General features: G+C 61.9%; 17 protein-coding genes. 12 read left to right on the forward strand and 5 right to left on the reverse strand.

Annotated features, from left to right (window positions below; translation table 11 throughout):
- The 4 genes from VSR82_RS36650 to VSR82_RS36665 all read left to right on the forward strand — a co-directional run.
- A partial coding sequence (locus tag VSR82_RS36650; protein ID WP_498858603.1) for a TraM recognition domain-containing protein occupies positions 1 to 404 on the forward strand: 404 nt, incomplete at its 5' end.
- Positions 405 to 414: 10 nt separating this feature from the next.
- Positions 415 to 933, forward strand: a complete 519-nt coding sequence (locus VSR82_RS36655; protein WP_410852192.1) for a hypothetical protein — start codon at positions 415 to 417, stop codon at positions 931 to 933.
- Between the two features lie 22 nt (positions 934 to 955).
- A complete protein-coding gene (locus VSR82_RS36660; RefSeq protein WP_255208946.1) occupies positions 956 to 1,171 on the forward strand; it encodes a hypothetical protein in 216 nt (71 codons plus the stop codon).
- Positions 1,161 to 1,766: an IncC plasmid conjugative DNA transfer DtrJ family protein gene (locus tag VSR82_RS36665; RefSeq protein ID WP_013094728.1), complete on the forward strand. Its 606-nt coding sequence runs from the start codon at positions 1,161 to 1,163 to the stop codon at positions 1,764 to 1,766. The genes VSR82_RS36660 and VSR82_RS36665 overlap by 11 nt, the downstream gene beginning before the upstream one ends.
- A 313-nt stretch (positions 1,767 to 2,079) precedes the next feature.
- On the opposite strand, the gene VSR82_RS36670 is transcribed toward VSR82_RS36665, so the two are convergent.
- Complete coding sequence (locus VSR82_RS36670) at positions 2,080 to 2,571, reverse strand: hypothetical protein (RefSeq protein ID WP_498858604.1); 492 nt, start codon at positions 2,569 to 2,571, stop codon at positions 2,080 to 2,082.
- Between the two features lie 447 nt (positions 2,572 to 3,018).
- Here VSR82_RS36670 and VSR82_RS36675 point away from each other — a divergent pair, with 447 nt between their 5' ends.
- Genes VSR82_RS36675 through VSR82_RS36685 form a run of 3 tightly spaced genes read left to right on the forward strand, consistent with a single transcriptional unit; the run spans position 3,019 to position 6,356 of the window.
- Entirely contained in the window at positions 3,019 to 3,909 is an 891-nt protein-coding gene (locus tag VSR82_RS36675; protein ID WP_410852194.1) for an ATPase, read from the forward strand.
- 13 nt (positions 3,910 to 3,922) lie between these two features.
- Positions 3,923 to 5,629, forward strand: coding sequence for an ATP-dependent helicase (locus VSR82_RS36680; protein ID WP_410852195.1), 1,707 nt, complete (start codon positions 3,923 to 3,925; stop codon positions 5,627 to 5,629).
- A 58-nt stretch (positions 5,630 to 5,687) separates the two neighbouring features.
- Positions 5,688 to 6,356 carry a hypothetical protein gene (locus VSR82_RS36685; RefSeq protein WP_498858605.1) on the forward strand — a complete coding sequence of 223 codons (669 nt, stop codon included), beginning with the start codon at positions 5,688 to 5,690 and terminating at the stop codon, positions 6,354 to 6,356.
- An 88-nt stretch (positions 6,357 to 6,444) separates the two neighbouring features.
- On the opposite strand, the gene VSR82_RS36690 is transcribed toward VSR82_RS36685, so the two are convergent.
- The 4 genes from VSR82_RS36690 to VSR82_RS36705 form a co-directional block, all read right to left on the reverse strand.
- A complete protein-coding gene (locus VSR82_RS36690; protein ID WP_498858606.1) occupies positions 6,445 to 6,957 on the reverse strand; it encodes a hypothetical protein in 513 nt (170 codons plus the stop codon).
- Positions 6,958 to 6,997: 40 nt separating this feature from the next.
- A complete protein-coding gene (locus VSR82_RS36695) occupies positions 6,998 to 7,390 on the reverse strand; it encodes a bactofilin family protein (RefSeq protein WP_184251897.1) in 393 nt (130 codons plus the stop codon).
- Positions 7,391 to 7,402: 12 nt separating this feature from the next.
- On the reverse strand, positions 7,403 to 8,245 hold the full coding sequence (locus VSR82_RS36700) for a hypothetical protein (protein ID WP_498858607.1): 843 nt from the start codon (positions 8,243 to 8,245) through the stop codon (positions 7,403 to 7,405).
- A gap of 92 nt (positions 8,246 to 8,337) precedes the next feature.
- A complete protein-coding gene (locus VSR82_RS36705; protein ID WP_013094720.1) occupies positions 8,338 to 8,961 on the reverse strand; it encodes a hypothetical protein in 624 nt (207 codons plus the stop codon).
- 633 nt (positions 8,962 to 9,594) lie between these two features.
- Between VSR82_RS36705 and VSR82_RS36710 the strand changes: the two genes are divergently transcribed.
- The 5 genes from VSR82_RS36710 to VSR82_RS36730 all read left to right on the forward strand — a co-directional run bounded on the left by VSR82_RS36710 (position 9,595) and on the right by VSR82_RS36730 (position 15,910).
- On the forward strand, positions 9,595 to 9,861 hold the full coding sequence (locus VSR82_RS36710; RefSeq protein ID WP_498858608.1) for a DUF7696 family protein: 267 nt from the start codon (positions 9,595 to 9,597) through the stop codon (positions 9,859 to 9,861).
- Positions 9,858 to 11,273: a recombination directionality factor gene (locus VSR82_RS36715; protein ID WP_498858609.1), complete on the forward strand. Its 1,416-nt coding sequence runs from the start codon at positions 9,858 to 9,860 to the stop codon at positions 11,271 to 11,273. The genes VSR82_RS36710 and VSR82_RS36715 overlap by 4 nt, the downstream gene beginning before the upstream one ends.
- Positions 11,274 to 11,398: 125 nt before the next feature.
- Positions 11,399 to 12,793, forward strand: coding sequence for a metallophosphoesterase family protein (locus VSR82_RS36720; protein WP_498858624.1), 1,395 nt, complete (start codon positions 11,399 to 11,401; stop codon positions 12,791 to 12,793).
- Positions 12,794 to 12,977: 184 nt separating this feature from the next.
- Entirely contained in the window at positions 12,978 to 13,601 is a 624-nt protein-coding gene (locus VSR82_RS36725; RefSeq protein ID WP_410852201.1) for a hypothetical protein, read from the forward strand.
- Positions 13,589 to 15,910, forward strand: coding sequence for an AAA family ATPase (locus VSR82_RS36730; protein WP_498858625.1), 2,322 nt, complete (start codon positions 13,589 to 13,591; stop codon positions 15,908 to 15,910). Before VSR82_RS36725 ends, VSR82_RS36730 begins: the two co-directional genes overlap by 13 nt.
- Positions 15,911 to 15,976: the final 66 nt, after the last annotated feature.

Below are 15,976 nucleotides of genomic sequence, written 5' to 3' on the forward strand. Positions count from 1 at the left end.
CAGCTCGCGCTGTTTCGATCTCGTCGCGAGTCCACGGTCCCATAAAAGCACTCCTGAACAACACTACTGCCACAAAATATAGGCTACGAGGCACTCTTTTGCGTAACTGTTACAAGGTTACAGTTCAGATAATCCTAAGATTGGAAGACAGCGATACCGCGCAGTGGTTTTCCGACAAGGTCGGGGAGACCGCGATTCGCAACCTGACGCTCACAGGCAGTACGAGCACGGGCAGCGAAGCGCATATCGGTGAATTTACCGGGTCCGTTTCACGTTCGCTTCAACTGGAGAAGGTTCCGCTGATCCCAACCCGCCTGATTCACGGCCTGCCCAACCTGCAGTACTTCATGCGCATTTCGGGTGCCGCCGTCTATCAGGGCCGTATTCCCATCCTTCAAGGCTGAAAACCTACGCATGTCTGCCGTATTCAAAAAAATCATCCGCGAACACAAGCTGTCCTCCCGCCTGATTCCCGTCTTCACGGTGGCGCCGGAACTTGAACTCGCCTGCGCCCGCGTGGCCGATTTCATCGGGGAGAAGTTCATGGGCGAGAGTGAGCCGCTCGTCAAGGAGATGCTGGACTGCGGGCTCGCCGCCTACAAGCGCACCCGCAAGACGGGCAACCCGCACATCGCATTCATGCAGGGGTTATTTTCCCGCGCTCACCTGCTGTACGCGCGCCGCTACGTGGCGATCGACGGCGATCGCTATCACGTCTGGCCGCCGATGTTCGAACCGGTGACCACGTTCGAGACGCGCTACGGCAAGCTTGAAACGGGCATGTTCGACGAGCGTTGCCCCGAATCGGTCACGCAGCGCTCGGCCGCCTTCCAGCTGGCCGCCCGCGCGCTGACGGGCGAAAATTTCCGACTCTATTTCGAGGACTACGATGTCGCTCACGCCTTTTCTGATAGCGAAGCTATCGAGGGTTGAACCGGACGTCGTGCGCCGTGCGATGTCGACGGCCAGCGCGATCGACGAGATTGAAGGCGGGCGACCGGCCGAGTTCTCGCGCGGTCCGAACGCGATGGCGTTCGCACTGGCGCTCTTTGTGGCGCGGCGGCCTGTGCATTTCTATCTTGGCCTCGCGGGGCTCGTTGGCTTTCCGGTCTACCTTCTGGTGCGGATCGGGTCATTCCTGATCGGGTGGATGCACATCCATGGCCAGTAGCCGGTTCGTCTCCCACGTCAAGTGGTGGTTCTTCTTCGTGCCGTTGCTTGCCGTGTTCATCATGCCGGCGATTCCCGAGCCCTCACTGTTCTCGGTGCCGGCCGAGGAAGCGGAGTCGGTCGCAGCAATCCTCGGTGTGGAGAGGGCCGACGAAGTGGTCGAGAAGACCAACGAACGGTTTAAGGCGTGGTTCGTGCAAACGGGTCTGGTCCGCGCAACCATCGACGCGACGGGAGGCGGCGATATTGGCGATGGGGGAGTGTCCGAGTTCGCCCACACCTGGGTCCACAACTTCTGGCGCGAGCTGTATCGGGTCGTGTACCGCGCGAGCGTCATGAAGCTCTGGATTTTCGGCACGCTGATCTTCTGCGTCGCGGCATTCTTCGACGGCGCGATGCGTCGCAAGATCAAGGCATCAGCGGCGGGCTTCGCCAGTCCACTGTCGTTTCACCTGGCAGGCCACGGCATCCTGCTGGTGTTCGGTGTTGCCTTTGCGGTCCTCGTCGCCCCGATTCCGGTGCTCGCGCCGTGCTGGATCGCCATCGCCGCGGTTCTCGGTGCGCTTCTGTGGCACGCGGCGTCGTCCTACCAGTGATCGGCTAGCCCGAAAGCTACATGGAAAACCGCATCATTCCGGGTTAAGGCCGTCAGCCGGCTGACAGGCCGTAGTCGTCGCGCGGCGAATCGCGCCGGGTGTCCCATGACGACCCCGAAGCCGCCTTTCGATGAGTCTAGTCGGTAAGGACCGGTGCCGAGTGAAGAACGGGCGTTGGCGTGCAGCCAGTTCGAGGAACTGGCCGTTGCTTGGGCTTATTTGAAAGAGAGCCTGATGTTGGCGTAACGCCCATGGCCGGGTTTCAGACGCGAAAGTTCATGATCCATCGTGCTACTGATATCCGCCGCACTCTTCAGCACCAACTGACGTTGACCTCTATTCTGAGCCAACCGTTGTACAGGTAGTCAACTCCAAAGCCGCACCAATTGATGTGTCCGCTCACCGGAAAGGCAAAAGTACCAGGGTGGGTGTGGTCCGTCTTGGAAAATGACGCGGTCAACGCCGCGACCTCGCGTCCCGACGTAGAGAGTAGCAGTGCTTTGCCCTTTCGCTTCTTTTCGTCGATGAACACCCGGATGACATAGAACCCACTGTTGATGCGTCTTTGAGAAATCTTCTCGATTGAGCCTTTTGGCAAGGAGGCATGTATGAACAATAAGTCGACGCCATGCTTAGGATCGGCATCTGAAGTTTCCGATGAAATGATTGCCGCGCTGACAACGGATGCCTCGTGGGAAAATGCGCAAACAGCATGTCGCGCGTCTATCCGCAGTCCGGCCTTCTTTGCGGCTGCCTGAAGTGCCGACGTAATCGCCGGTCTCGACTGGTAGACGATAGTAGCCATGCAAATCCTCTTTCCAGAGAATTCAAGACAATGAAAGAGTAGGCGGAAATGCGTCGGGCGGAAGTGCTGTTACAAATTAATCACGAGCGACCGCCTCGGACCGGATAGATCGCCTGGAAGCGGAAAACCAGCGGCTCGCCGCGGAAAACAACGGTCTTCTTGTGCAGTTTGCCCGCTGGACCTACAACGCCCAGACCCGCAATCTGACAGAGACGATCAGACTCTCCCCAGCCCGCTGTGGGGACCGCCGCTCCATCCGGTTCAAATAGGCGAATGCCCCGTCCGTTGCGCCGCGGCCTATGGAACTCAAAAACTCCATCCGGCTCATCAACTGGTCAGAAAGATGCTTCAAATCACACATGTTTTGACGGTCCGGGTGACGTGAGGCTCGCAACAATAGGGACATGCCGCGCGCGTGCGCGTGCACCTTTCCAAAGGACACCCTACATGAGCACCATCTCCGAAGAGACGAATACCGAAGCCGCGAGCCAGCCGTCGGCGACCGACATCCCTGCAGCAGCGGAAAACTCGGCTACCGGTGCTGATGCCGCAAGTGTTTCGGCGGCAGACCAAAGTGCCACGACGACGGATGGCGCGGACGGCGGCGAGATCGAACTCGAGCTGCAACAGATGGAAGACGCGGCAAACACCCTTCAGAAGGAAGGGATGATCAGCGAGTCCGAAGCCGAGGAAAAGCGTGAGCAGGTCGCCCGTACGCGCAAGCTGTTCCGCGAGCTGTCTCCCGCCGAGCGCGCAGCGATCGTGCGACGCCGCCGGGAAATCGGCCGTGAACTGATGGCGCGCCAGCTTTCCGGCGCGGCAGTAGTGGCCGCGACAGTGCGGCTGAATCACACCCGCCTGAAGCCGCTGTTCGAACAGTGGTGGCCGTACCTGAACCGCATGAGCATCAACATGCAGCGCTTCGGCCGCTCGACGTTCGGCGCTGAGGATCAGGACACGGTCACTTCGTGGCTCGAGAAGCAGGTTGCCGAGCTCGAAGCGTATGTCGATGAACAGCTTGGCGTGGCCAAGGACTTCCGCGAGAAGTCCGAGCGGAAACTGCGCGACCGGGGCGACATCGTTTTCGCCCCGACCGTGACCAAGCCGTCGCTCGCCATCGAGGTCGAGGCGTACTCGCGTTTCTCGATGCGTCTGCTGTCGCTGCTGATGAAGTTCGACAAGGTGATGGACAACTTCGACTTTCTCATCTGGAACGGCATTCGCGACCAGTCGGACGTCGACGAGGAAACGGCGCGTTTCCTGCGCAAGTTCCATCCGATTGGCGTGCGTGGGTATATGACCCACCTGCGCCTGATGACGACGGTGCGCGGCCGCTAGGCGCGACGCAATCATGCTTGACGGCCTGAATCCCCAGCAGCGCGAGGTTGCCGAGCACCGCCGGCACTGCGTCGCGATCGCGTGTCCGGGCGCGGGCAAGACGAAGACGATTGCCGCCAAGGCTGCGCTCCTCCTGTCGCAGCCTGGCGCGATCGTCGGTGCCGTCACGTTCAGCAAGGACGCTGCGGTGGAACTGCGCGATCGCATCCTGGCGCTCTCGGGCGCGCAGGCAAAGTCCCGGCTGGTGGCGGGCACCTTCCACTCGCTGGCATTCCGTCAGCTGGGCCAGCCCGGCGGAAAACGGCGGGACATCGCATCCGATGGCGATCGCATGGGCCTGATTGCCCGTGTCATCGCCGAACTCGGCCTCGAATGGAAGCCAGAAGAAGTCGTGCCCGTGATCGAGCGGATCAAGACCAACTTTGGTCGCTTCGAGGCCGGCACCGCCGATGCACAACTCTACGAGGCCTATCAGGCAGCGCTCGAGCGCAACGGCAAGATCGACTTCCAGGACATGCTGCGTCTCGCGGTTGCAGGCATGGAGGCGGGCGATATCAAACCGTACCGCTTCACCGATCTGCTCGTTGACGAATTTCAGGACACTGACCCGTTGCAGTACCGGTGGGTCGAGCTTCATGCGAAAGCGGGGGCACAGGTGACGGTCGTGGGTGACGATGACCAGAGCATCTATGGCTTCCGCGCCGCGCTCGGCTTTCGCGGGATGGAGAGCTTCGCGGCGTCGTTCAATGCGCAACGCGTCGTGCTGGGCAGCAATTACCGGTGCCGCAGCGAAATCCTCTCGGCCGCCGACCGGGTGATCCGCAATAACGCCGATCGCATTCCAAAGGTGCTGCAGGCCGAACGCGGCGCCGGCGGCTCGGTCGCGACGAAGCGGTCCGACGACGAATATGCAGACGCCGTTGCCGCAGTCGAATTCCTGCAACCGCTGCTCGCGTCCGGCAAGTCGTGCGCCATTCTTGCCCGCACGAACCGTATCCTTGATCCGATCGAAGCGGTTTGCCGCTCGCACGGCGTCCCGTACTTCCGTGCGTCCGGCAGTTCGGTACTGAACCGGCCGCAGGGCGCGCTCATGTGCAATCTGCTCGAAATCGTCGAAGGCCGCAAGCAGAACGGGCTTGATGCGGTTCTGGGCTACATGGGAATGAGTTCTGCGCACCTAGGCTCATTGCACCGCGACATGGGCTCGGCGCTTGTACAACGACAGAAAAAGGATCTGGTCGCGCTAGGTCTGCCCGAAGAGACGGCCACCGCGTACCGCGCGTTCATGAAGCGCCTGGGCGAATGGCAACTGATGTGTGAGCGCCAGTTCTATTCGCTTGCGCTCGATGGCGTGCTGGAACTGATGATGACCTATGCGAAGGCCGATCCGGCGATTCGCGCAATCCAGGGCACGTACGACGTGCTGTCGCGACTGAACGGCACGTTCGCCGAGCGGATCGAATATCTCAAACGGGACAACAACAAGCCCGCAGACGGCGCGCTCGTGCTGACCACGATGCACAGTTCGAAAGGGCTGGAGTGGGACCACGTCTGGATCACGCGCGCCGAAGAGGGTGTCGTACCGGACGAGAAAAGCACCGAATCGGAGGAGCGGCGCCTGTTCTACGTCGCGATGACACGGGCGCGTGACAGCCTTGTCATCGCCACGATCAAGAAGAATCCCGTGTCGCGATTCGTCATCGAATCGGAAGCACGCTGATCAATATCTGGAGTTTCCATGCTCGATCGACTGCTCCGCAGGCTTGTCCCATCCCCTCATGCCTGTTGACGCCGCCTCGCAGGTCGTCGTGCCAGCGGTTGCGCCGCATCGACACCGGGCATCGGCCTTTGAGTTCGACAGGGCAAGTCTCGATGCCCTCTGCTATTCGTACAGCGACGGCGACTTCTCCTACCTCGCCGTCGGACGCGATGACTGGGCGCCGCTCGCCGTCGCAGGCTTTTCGCTCGTGAGCCAGCCGCAATGCCGTACATGGCTGAACGAGAACCTGCGCTCACGAGTCTGGGTCGGAACGGACGCGCTGGAATCCTGGCACGCGGAGAACAGGCCGGTGTTCGCAAAGGTTGGCGCGCGACCCGACCGGCAGTTCGTGTCGCCGATGAATCTGGCGATGGTGACGGACATCGGGGAGGATCAGGTCCCGTTACTGGAGGCCAGCGAGATCGCGGAGCTGTTCGCGTTGGCGTGGCAGCGTGCCCGTGTCGCGTCGCCGTTTTTCTTTCTGGCCAATTCGGCGCAGTATGCCGCGTTGCTGGGTCACCACGCACTTCGCTTCGCTTCTGAGGCGAACGAGCACGCACTCGAAAGAGCCATCGACTGGCTCGCGACCTGGTTTGAGGCACGCGGCCTGGCGGTTGATCGGGAGCGATCTCTCATCAACCTGCCGGGCTATCGTGCGCTTTTCCATAGGGCTCCTGCACCGCTATGACGTGGACGCGGACGTGGTCCGGCGCACATGCAAAAAAATAGGGCGCTTCCCTGACGGGAGCGCCCTTTGTTCTATCGTGGCCCGGTAATTACAGGTCCGCGTGGTGAAGCTTTAGCGCGAGGCGATAATGTGCGTCGCCGAGCGGCACGTCGATAGTCTGGCCATCTGCGACCACCACGTTGCGTTTTTCGACGATCAGACCCTTCGTATTCACGACCTCGGAACGACAGTCGGCTGGACCGTCTTCGGACTTGCCGACGAATTCCGTGTCCTGGACGCTGACCGAAACCATCGCCTTGTTCCCGTCGACCATGGCCGGTGCGATAAACAGGGCGCGGCCGACAAAGGCGCTCTCGCTCCTAAGAGTGGTCGTGTTGCCGTCCTTCGTGCAATGACCGTAGGCGATGTTCTCGCCGTTCGAAATGACAAAGGGGGCTTTACCATTGTTGCCAATGATCGATGTGCCAGTCACGATCTGAACGCCGTCCTTGTAGAGCGCTGCGTCCAGCTGTTCACGAACGGGTGCTGTTTCGGCCTGGGCACTGGCCATCAATGCGCCGGCAATGAGGAAAGGACCGAAGACCTTGCTGATACTGTGCATCCTTCATTCTCCTGGTTGAAAATATTTGTACGCTCTCGCATCAGGCACTGGATGCGGCGCGTGCTAACTGTTGAACGTTGCTTGCCGCGTTCTCTATTGTCAGATCGCTCTTGCGCTTGACCTGCCCTTCGAGGGACGCACGCGGGCCGAGACGGATCGTCCCGTAGTAGTAGACGTTCCCTATCACGCGACCGTTAATCTCGAGGATGCCGCGCGCGTGCACGTCGCCTTCAACCGTGCCGTCGATCCGGACGTGCTCGCCCTGAACCTGCCCCTTGACCATGCCGCCCTGACCAACGTGCAGCAGGCCGGTATTGGAGACCACGTCACCATCGACGATGCCAAAAAGGCTCAGACCGTGATCGAGAATCACGCTGCCGTGAACCGACAGGCCCGCGCAAAGCAGGGTGACGTTGGGACCTTGTGTTTTCATGGGGGCTGGCTCCTAGAACAGTTGAACGTCGCCGGATTTCGCGGCGGGCGCTTTCGACGGCGCGGGCGTTGTGGTCGACGGCGCAGCGGGCTCGTCGTTCGCCGTCGGCTGGTGACGCGTGAGGTGGTGCAATGGCCGCAAGGCTGGCCTGGCCGGTCCATGCGACTGCTCCGCCGGGGCCGCGGCCGCCGTTGTGGTGGGAGTCGCGGTTGTAAGTGTCGGCGCGCTCTGCGATGGCGATGGCGCCGGTGCCGGTGCCTGAGCCTGAGCCTGCGATGTGACCGCCAGCGGGGCTGTCTGTGCCGGCGCAGTCGGGCGTTGCGCGTGGATCGGAGAGGCCGCGGCGCGCTGTTCCGGATTGGTGGATTGGGTGGCCGCGCGAAGATCGGTTCCCGCAGCCGCGGCCGGCATTGCGAGCGAACGCGCGTCGACGCTCGCGAGGCCGGACGGTCCGGTTGCCTTTGGAACTTCGAGGTCACTCGCGGTCAATGGCTTCGCGGGCGCCGCATTGATCGGCATCGTGCCGTCGCCCACGGATTGCGAAGTAGCAGGAACCTGAGCAGATACCGGAGCCACGGCGATCGACGCCGGATGAATATTCTCGCGCGTCGCGTGCCACACCCGCGCTGCACTCATCCCCGCCAGACCAGCAAGCGCGGCAATGGCCACAGCGATCAGGGCAGGGCGTCTTGCCGTGCGCAGTGCCGCGGTCATTGCGGCACTGTGGGAGCGTAGGGATTTGCCGCCTTCGGGTGCCGGTAGCGCCGGCATCGCGGCGGTGTGGCGGGTGATGTCGATGACGACGGGTTGCCCCGAATACTGGGCGTGCAGTGCCTGAATTTGCCGTAGATCCATATGTTCCTCACAGGGTGACAAGTCGAGCGTACCCATGCGGCCACGAAGTCAAGTGGGCCGCGATCTGAAGTAGGCGTGAGAGGTCGAAGCAGTCAGCTTTCGCGGCGCTGGCCGTCGAAGTCGTACTGGTCGTTGTCGGGCATGCACACCTGTACGATGTGTTTGAGCCGGCGCTCCGCGTTCGCGAGAATGTTTGCGCGATCCTGGTCCGTGATCTTTCGCTCGATCATCCGCTCGGTGGATCGCACAAAGATCCGGTCATACTGCGTCAGGCATCGCACCAGCAGACCAGCGAGCGGACGCGTGACAGTCAGTTCGATCAGTTCGTGCGGCATTTCGAGCCGACGCGCTTCGTGGCGGGCCAGCCATTCATCGGTCTTGCCGAGCCAGTTCGAGGTGTCGCGCAACGCCTTCTCCAGAGCCTTGACCTTGCCTCCGCGCGCGACGGCAATCTTCGACGCGCAGAAGTTGTAGTCGGACCTGATGTAGTTTCGGGCGAACTGCGAGCTGTACCGAAGCACCGTTTTCGCATCGGTCTCCGGATTGATCCGCTCAATGCGGCCGTCGCTCGTCAGGCGTTCGATGGGCTTCAGGCCGCTACCGGATGCTGACGGGGGTGCCTCGGAAGCAGGTGTGGCAACACTGAGCGCTGGACGACCGGTGTTGCCTTCCGGCTGCCGGTCGGGCTCGGGGGAAAGTTCAAGGACTGCGGCCATGGTCTATTCGGATGTGGTCTCTCTCACCGTCCATTGTCAACGCGAGTCCTCTGACGAATTCAGGCAAAAGCTATGCCGTTTTCGTGATCTTTCGGGGGATTTGCGGCAGCGTTTTGGGCAATACTGACTCTACTTCTCGCGTCCCTGACGCATCGACACTGACCCGGCTAGCCCGGAGTCCATCTTCTGTCCAAGTCGTGCCCTGCGCATGCTCCGACCAGCCGGCAACTGGTGTGGAATCTTCTGCTGATGAGCGCCTAGCCCGCGCTCCCCATTCATTCAGTCATAAAACTCGTCGCCGGCCGCATTCATTTGCGCCGCGACATCGTTCGGACTCGGATCATTCGGGTGTTCTCTCTCCAGAGCCCGTCTGGGTAGAACGATCGTAGTGGACTGAACCGTGATCCTGCGGCGGAATGAATTTTCCGAAAATGGGCTGTTGCGCAGCGTGACCATGCTGCGCGGGAACGACCTAACGTTCCCGACTGTGAGCCTCCCGGCTCCCTGAGCGCCACGACCCCAGAAGGGTTGTGGCGCTCGGGTCATTTCATCCGAATCCCGAAGCGCGCTCCTCTGACCGAGGAACGCGCTTTTTTTTCGTCCTTCAGTTCCTGTCCCGTACGGAGGTCTTTCATGCTTCCCGACCGTCTTGACCAGCGCATTGCCCAGGCGATCAGCGACACGATCGCCCAGGAACGCGCATCTGCAGATACCGCATCGCCAGCATGGCGCACGCGGTGCGAGGTAGCACGGTTCGCGACGTTCAGCGATCCCGAGCGCCGCGTTTTTCTTTCACATGTTGCTGAACGCCGCGGCGAGGCGGCGGCGCACGCACTGGAGCAGTCCGCCAGCGAGTTGCGCACCACAGCGATCTTTTTCCTTGCGAGAAAACCCTCATGAATGCAGTTCCCAGCATGCTCAACGGCCCTGTGCGCAGTGTCGTTGAAGAACGGGCCTTGCGCCCGCCGGTGATCGGACACATCCGGCCCGGCATCAAGGTGCTCACATCGAAAGCCCGAGCCAACAGCCGCGCCGTTGAGATCTACAACGACATGGTTGCGGCGGGTGATTCGTTCGACACGATCGGAAAAGTGATCGAATCGAAGTGCAACCTGAAAAACGCACTCGCGCCGAAAAACACACCGCATTTCACGTGTCGCCGCTCGGACTTCACCAATCCGGACGTCGCCGACGAAATCCTCAGGCTATATGGCGAGGATCGTGGCGAGGGACTGAAGCTCTATCGCTTTCCGGTGCTGTTCGCGTTCAACGACTGGATGCAGAACCTGCCCAACCAGATGGCCGTGTACGGCACCAATGGTCGCAAGTTCTTCTCGCAGTACGAACGAGATGGCATCCGCTATTGCATGACGTACGCGAAGATGGAGCGGGATCAGCGGGCGCAACGCGCGGTTCGGCACTTCGGCGGCCGCACGGTCATCCGGCGGCAGGATGAAGCGATTCCTGATGGCATCTGTGACCCCGAACAGTGTCCGCAGTATCAGGCGCGACATTGCAACCTGTCAGCGAGTTTCATCTTCGCTGTGCCGGACATCAAGGGTCTGGGGCTCATCGAGTTGCCGACGAATTCGATCTACGTGCTTCAGAAGGCGTATTCGGCCATGCAGACCGTGCAGCTTGCCAGAGGCAAACTGACCGGGACGCGATTCTGGATTACGAAGCGCGAGTTCGACATCACGCGCATCAACGAAAACGGCGAAGCGGTTCGGGCAAAGCAGCTGCTCACGGTGCTCGACGCCGACATCGACATCGGTGCGCTGCTTGACGGCGCCGATGATGCGGTGCCGGCAATCGAAGCGGCCGCACAGGCAGTTGCCTTGCTCGAGACCGGTGGCAACGTTGTTCCCCTTGGGGGTGGCGTCGCAGTCGCCGTTGCTGCTGAGGGAACGCGCGGTGAGAGCTCTGTCGGCGACAGCGACCCGATGGCAGACCAACAGGCATCCGGGCAGCAACAGCCGGTACAGGTTGCAGTGCAGGTTGCAGGCGGTGCCGAACCGGGTCATGCATCGAACCCGCCGTCATCGCAAACTGACGTCAGCGCGGACGGTGTTGTCGAAACGCTCGCCGACAAGCTGGACCGTATGTCGGACCTGCTGAAGCGTCTCGGGTTAAGCGCGGAAGACCGGAAGGATGATTTCCGGCTCTTTGCGCACACCACCTATGGACGCGGATGGGTCGAGCGGCCGCAGGATGTCGACAGCATGAACGGGCGTCTGAAGACGGCACTGACTGATCGCGCAGCACTCGATCGCGAGATCGCGGCGACCAGGCAGACGAAATTCTTCGACTGACCGGTCAACACTTTCCGTCAGCCCTTCGGGGCTGGCTTTTTCAATTCCTGTTCCTGCGTCCCTCCCGGGCGCGCATTCCAACAATGGCTGCCGTGGGGCAGCCGTTTTCATTTTTGGAGGCGAAAGTGAAATTCGCACAATTTTCTGACCTGCATTACGCGCCGGACAATCTGGTCGAGTCCGACCGTTGCTTCAGTTTTGCCGTTGGCAATGCGATCGACAGCGGCGCGCAGGTTGGCGTGATTTCCGGCGACTCGACCGATCACCGGCTTGATGCCCATGCGCCGGCGTTGCACGCGCTCGCGACCCAGATTCACCGGCTTGCCAACGCGATGCCTGTGCTCATGTTGCAGGGGACGTTCTCGCATGAGCCACCGGGCACGCTCGATAACTTCGCCCTCATGGGCGGCGTTCATCAGATCCATGTTGCGGATCGCGTATCTCAGGTCGCGCTCGTCGATGGGCGTTTCTGGGCATCGACGGGACCTGTCTTCTCGGATGACGAACTGCGTCAGTTCATCGGCGTCATGCCCGAAGTGGTGTTCACCTGCCTGCCCACGGTCAACAAGGGCCAACTGGCTGCGAGCGTTGGCGCGCTCGAGGCCGGTACGGGACTGGGCGATGTGCTCGCCGCATATCTGGCGGCGGCGGGCCGGGTGAACAGGCAGCTTCGCGCAGCGGGGATTCGCACGGTGGGTGTCTCGCACGGCACAGTCAACGGCTGCACCACCGAGCACGGCGTCACGATGGCGGGATTCGATCACGAGTTCTCGCTCACGGCGTTGTTCGAAGCCGAATGCGATGGCTTCATGCTGGGCCATATTCACAAGGAGCAGCAGTGGGAGCGCGACGGCAGGCTGGTCGCATATCCGGGCTCGATCGGCCGGTTTCACTACGGTGAAGAGGGCGAGAAGGGCTATCTGTCGTGGGACGTTGAACCGGCCAGCGCGTCAGCAACGCTCGTCGCAACGCCTTCGCGACAGATGATCTGCATTGACTTCGACGGGCCACCGGACATGGCAAAGCTTCAGGAGCTCGCTGGGGACGCGACCGACAAGTTCGTGCGTGTACGCTGGCAGGTGGACGAAGAGCATCGTCAGGTAGTCGATCGGGAAGCGATCAAGGCGCTGTTTTCCGGCGCTGCGGGGCTGAAGGTCGAATCGCGGGTGCTGCCGGTGGTTCGCAGCCGTGCCCAGGGCATCAGTCTGGAAACGACCGTCGAGGGAAAACTCGCACGCTGGTGCGAACTTTCAAGCGTTGACGCCAGCCCGCTTCAGGACCGGTTGCAGCTGCTCGCCTCCGGCGACGTGGAAGCGATCGCGGCCGGTGTGCTCGCCAGTCTTGCTTCCGGGCCCGAACCGCAGCCTGAAATGCCGGCGCTCGCCACGGTGCTCACGCACCCCGCCGCATTTCTGGAGACGGCGGACGAAGTCACGGCCGCACCGGTCGGGACTGACACGAAGGCGACCGTTAGACCCGCGGCGCTCGACTGGCTCAACGACGATCTGTTTGCGGCCTAGCCGCCATGGTGAGAGTGGCCCGTATGGCACTCTCGCGCGGAACACAGCTGTGTTCCGGAAGCCCGCCCGCTACGACAGGACCGCGGGTTTCCGGAACAAGGTTCACCCGCGTCCCTGACGCATCGATCGCAGTCTGCTGCATCCAATTTTTCTATAACCCTGGCGGGGATTCATCCCCTCAGGGATGCACTCCGCCCATCTTCTGTGGAGTGTCACCATGTTTGGTCTTTATCCCGCCGGCTCCCAATGGGTCCGGCATTTCACTGCAAACCGCTCGCCGCGCGAGATCCAGAAGGTCCTCACCGACCACGCGGGCTATCGCGCGAGCATCTTTCATCTTCCCTTTGGGGAACATCGCGGCGCTGTCATTGCCCAGTCGGACCGCTTCCTGATCCTGACTGCTGCCGTCAACGCGCCAACGGCGGACCTCGCCGTTGTGCCCGACGTGCAGCTGCAAAACCTGCTGTGGTCGTTCAACACGGGCTATGCAAACCAGTGGGGCTCACGCGAGCTGCTCGCGCTGACCGGTGTCGACAACTGGGACGCGCTGCTCCGGCGTACCAGCGCGGCCTATGCCGCCGTCTGCACAACCGTTGGCGAAGTCGTCGACGGGTCGCTCGAAAAGAGGGCGGCGGAAGAGGCGGCCCGAGTAGCCGCTCAGGCGGCTGCGAACGCTGCTCAACCGCCTGCGCACGTACCTGATCCGATCGTTGGAACGATGTTCTCCAACGACGATGACGCGCCGTGGTTGCCATCGGACTATCTGTACGATGCGCCGGTTCAGGAGGTGCCGACATGCGCCCACTGAAACTGACGCTGACGGGCTTTATTGGTGTTCGTGACGGCATGAAGCGCGACACCGTCACGCTCGATCTCGAATCGCTTCCGGCAGGCCTCATCGCGTTGACCGGTCCGAACGGCGCGGGAAAGTCCACGATTATGGACAATCTGCATCCATACCGGATCATGCCGTCGCGCGCCGCGAAAGTGTCGGTGGATGCGTTCTCTTACTGGGACCACGTCTACGGCGCGCACGCGCTCAAGGAGTTCGAATGGGAGCATGGCGGTGTGCGGTACCGCTCGTCATTCGCATTCCGCAAGCCCGGCAAGACGGGCAAGGCTGAGTACTACCTGGCCTGGCGCGACGGGGACGGAAACTGGCAGCCCATGCAAACAGGTGACGGTACTGTCTCTGATGGCAAGGCGGAAACCTATGACCTGTGCGTCGAGTCGGTGTGTGGTTCGCTGGAGTCGTTCTTTACCAGCGTTTTTTCTGCGCAGAACCGGCGTCCGCTCGCCTCCTATGGTGCGACCGAGATCAAGGCACTGCTCGCGGAACTGCTGCATATCGATGACCTGCGCACGCTGTCGGCGAAAGCCGCCGACGTCGCGAAGGCGCTCGGTCGTGCGCTTGACTCCACGCAACAGCAACTCGTTGCGCTTGGATCCAAACGCGATCGCGTCGCGCAGATCGATCAGGCCATCGCTTCCGATGCACAGTCCGTCGCCTCGACTCGCGAGAGCCGGGAGACGCTGAACGCAAAGGTAGCCACCCTGACCGACCAGCGCGCCGTTCTCGCTGCAAGGCAGACTGCCAATGCCGGTGCGCAGACCCGACTGAGGGAACTGGGCACGCGGCGAAGCCAGATTGCGGCGGCCATGCAGGTCCTTGTAACCGACGCACGCGCCGATGAACAACGCCTGAACCAGCGGCGCACCTCGTTGCGCTCGTCCATCGCGGAACACAACGCAGTGATTGCGCAACGTGAAGCGATTCTGGGCGCCGCCACGGCACGTGATACCGCCCAGGCACGTATCGCGAGCGAGGAGGCGCGTGTCGAGCCGATCCAGAGGGAGATTGCTGCCCTCGAGGAGAAGCAGCTTGCGCTGACCGCGGCAACTTCCCGTCTGAACGGTCTGAAGTCGGAAGGGACGTCGAAGATGACGCTCCTGAAGTCGCTGGAACAGCAGGCGAGTGTGATCAGTACCGTGCCCTGTGCCGGTCATGGGATGCATAACATCTGTCCCTTGCTTGCGCAGGCCCGTCAGGCGGACGTACAGGTTCAGGAGCACCGCATTTCGCTCACGAATCTGCGTGCGACGTTTCGTGCCAAACGCGATGAGGTCGCGCTGCTGACGCCTCAGGTGCAGCATCTTGCGGGCAGACGGGGGGAGCGGAAGGCGGTCAATGATGCCATCGCGGCCGCGCGCCGTGACCTGCAGAAAGCTGTCGATCTCGCCGCACGCAAGCCGCTGCTTGATGCCGCAACCGAGGGTCTGGGCAAAGCCAGTGAAGAACTGGCCGCGCTCGGGACCGAGGAAGCAACGCTGCGTGCACGCCGCGAGGCGCAGCAGGCCCGTCTGTCGGAGGAAGCGAAGGAGCTGGACGCGGAAGTCGCACGCCTCGGCGTCGACGACGTGACCGGTGCCATCGCCGATATCGACCGGCAGCTAACGCAGTGCCGCGAAGCCATCACCGCGGCCGACGCGAGGATCGAATCACTGATCCGCTCGCAGACGACGCGTGAGGTCGAGCTACAGGCGATCGCAAAGGAGCTTGCGGGATTCGACGCGACACAGTCGCGTGCGAACCGCATCTCCGATGAGATTGCGCAGTGGAAGCTGCTCGCGAGAGGCCTCGGCAACGAAGGCGTGATTGCATTGACGATCGACGATGCGGGCCCCGCCCTCACGAAGATGGTGAACGACCTGTTGCTCGCATGCTACGGCATGCGCTTCACGGTCGAGATCCAGACGCAGCGGGCGCTGGCGAGCGGTGAACTGCGCGAGGGGTTCGAAATCCTCGTGCATGACGCCGATCACGACAGCACCAAGGCAGTCACGGTGATGTCCGGCGGCCAGAAGGTCTGGATCAACGAGTGCCTGACGCGCGGCATCGCCCTGTATCTGGCAAGCAATGCTGGCCAGCCCTACCAGACCCTGTTCAGCGACGAGTCCGATGGTCCGCTCGATCCGCAGCGCAAGCTGCAGTTCATGCGGATGAAGCGGGCAGTGCTGCGGCAGGGCGGGTACGAGCGGGAGTTTTTCATCTCGCAGACCCCAGATCTGGTTGCGGAAGCGGATGCAGTCATTGACGTCGAGGCGCTCGCTGCCTGAGCGCTGTCATTTCTTTTCATTTCTTGACCCTGTGGGGAACGTCCCCACAGGGGCGTTCCCTCGTCT

Source organism: Burkholderia sp. JPY481 (genome assembly GCF_038900515.1).
Lineage (GTDB): Bacteria > Pseudomonadota > Gammaproteobacteria > Burkholderiales > Burkholderiaceae > Paraburkholderia > Paraburkholderia youngii.

What these genes read in the sequence shown, in the direction of transcription:
- VSR82_RS36710 (WP_498858608.1), top strand. Translation starts at nt 9,595, where the DNA reads ATGCTTCCCGACCGTCTTGACCAGCGCATTGCCCAGGCGATCAGCGAC.
- VSR82_RS36660 (WP_255208946.1), top strand. Translation starts at nt 956, where the DNA reads ATGTCGACGGCCAGCGCGATCGACGAGATTGAAGGCGGGCGACCGGCC.
- VSR82_RS36715 (WP_498858609.1), top strand. Translation starts at nt 9,858, where the DNA reads ATGAATGCAGTTCCCAGCATGCTCAACGGCCCTGTGCGCAGTGTCGTT.
- VSR82_RS36695 (WP_184251897.1), bottom strand. Translation starts at nt 7,390, where the DNA reads ATGAAAACACAAGGTCCCAACGTCACCCTGCTTTGCGCGGGCCTGTCG.
- VSR82_RS36670 (WP_498858604.1), bottom strand. Translation starts at nt 2,571, where the DNA reads ATGGCTACTATCGTCTACCAGTCGAGACCGGCGATTACGTCGGCACTT.
- VSR82_RS36705 (WP_013094720.1), bottom strand. Translation starts at nt 8,961, where the DNA reads ATGGCCGCAGTCCTTGAACTTTCCCCCGAGCCCGACCGGCAGCCGGAA.
- VSR82_RS36700 (WP_498858607.1), bottom strand. Translation starts at nt 8,245, where the DNA reads ATGGATCTACGGCAAATTCAGGCACTGCACGCCCAGTATTCGGGGCAA.
- VSR82_RS36665 (WP_013094728.1), top strand. Translation starts at nt 1,161, where the DNA reads ATGGCCAGTAGCCGGTTCGTCTCCCACGTCAAGTGGTGGTTCTTCTTC.
- VSR82_RS36685 (WP_498858605.1), top strand. Translation starts at nt 5,688, where the DNA reads ATGCCTGTTGACGCCGCCTCGCAGGTCGTCGTGCCAGCGGTTGCGCCG.
- VSR82_RS36730 (WP_498858625.1), top strand. Translation starts at nt 13,589, where the DNA reads ATGCGCCCACTGAAACTGACGCTGACGGGCTTTATTGGTGTTCGTGAC.
- VSR82_RS36655 (WP_410852192.1), top strand. Translation starts at nt 415, where the DNA reads ATGTCTGCCGTATTCAAAAAAATCATCCGCGAACACAAGCTGTCCTCC.
- VSR82_RS36690 (WP_498858606.1), bottom strand. Translation starts at nt 6,957, where the DNA reads ATGCACAGTATCAGCAAGGTCTTCGGTCCTTTCCTCATTGCCGGCGCA.
- VSR82_RS36680 (WP_410852195.1), top strand. Translation starts at nt 3,923, where the DNA reads ATGCTTGACGGCCTGAATCCCCAGCAGCGCGAGGTTGCCGAGCACCGC.
- VSR82_RS36675 (WP_410852194.1), top strand. Translation starts at nt 3,019, where the DNA reads ATGAGCACCATCTCCGAAGAGACGAATACCGAAGCCGCGAGCCAGCCG.
- VSR82_RS36725 (WP_410852201.1), top strand. Translation starts at nt 12,978, where the DNA reads ATGCACTCCGCCCATCTTCTGTGGAGTGTCACCATGTTTGGTCTTTAT.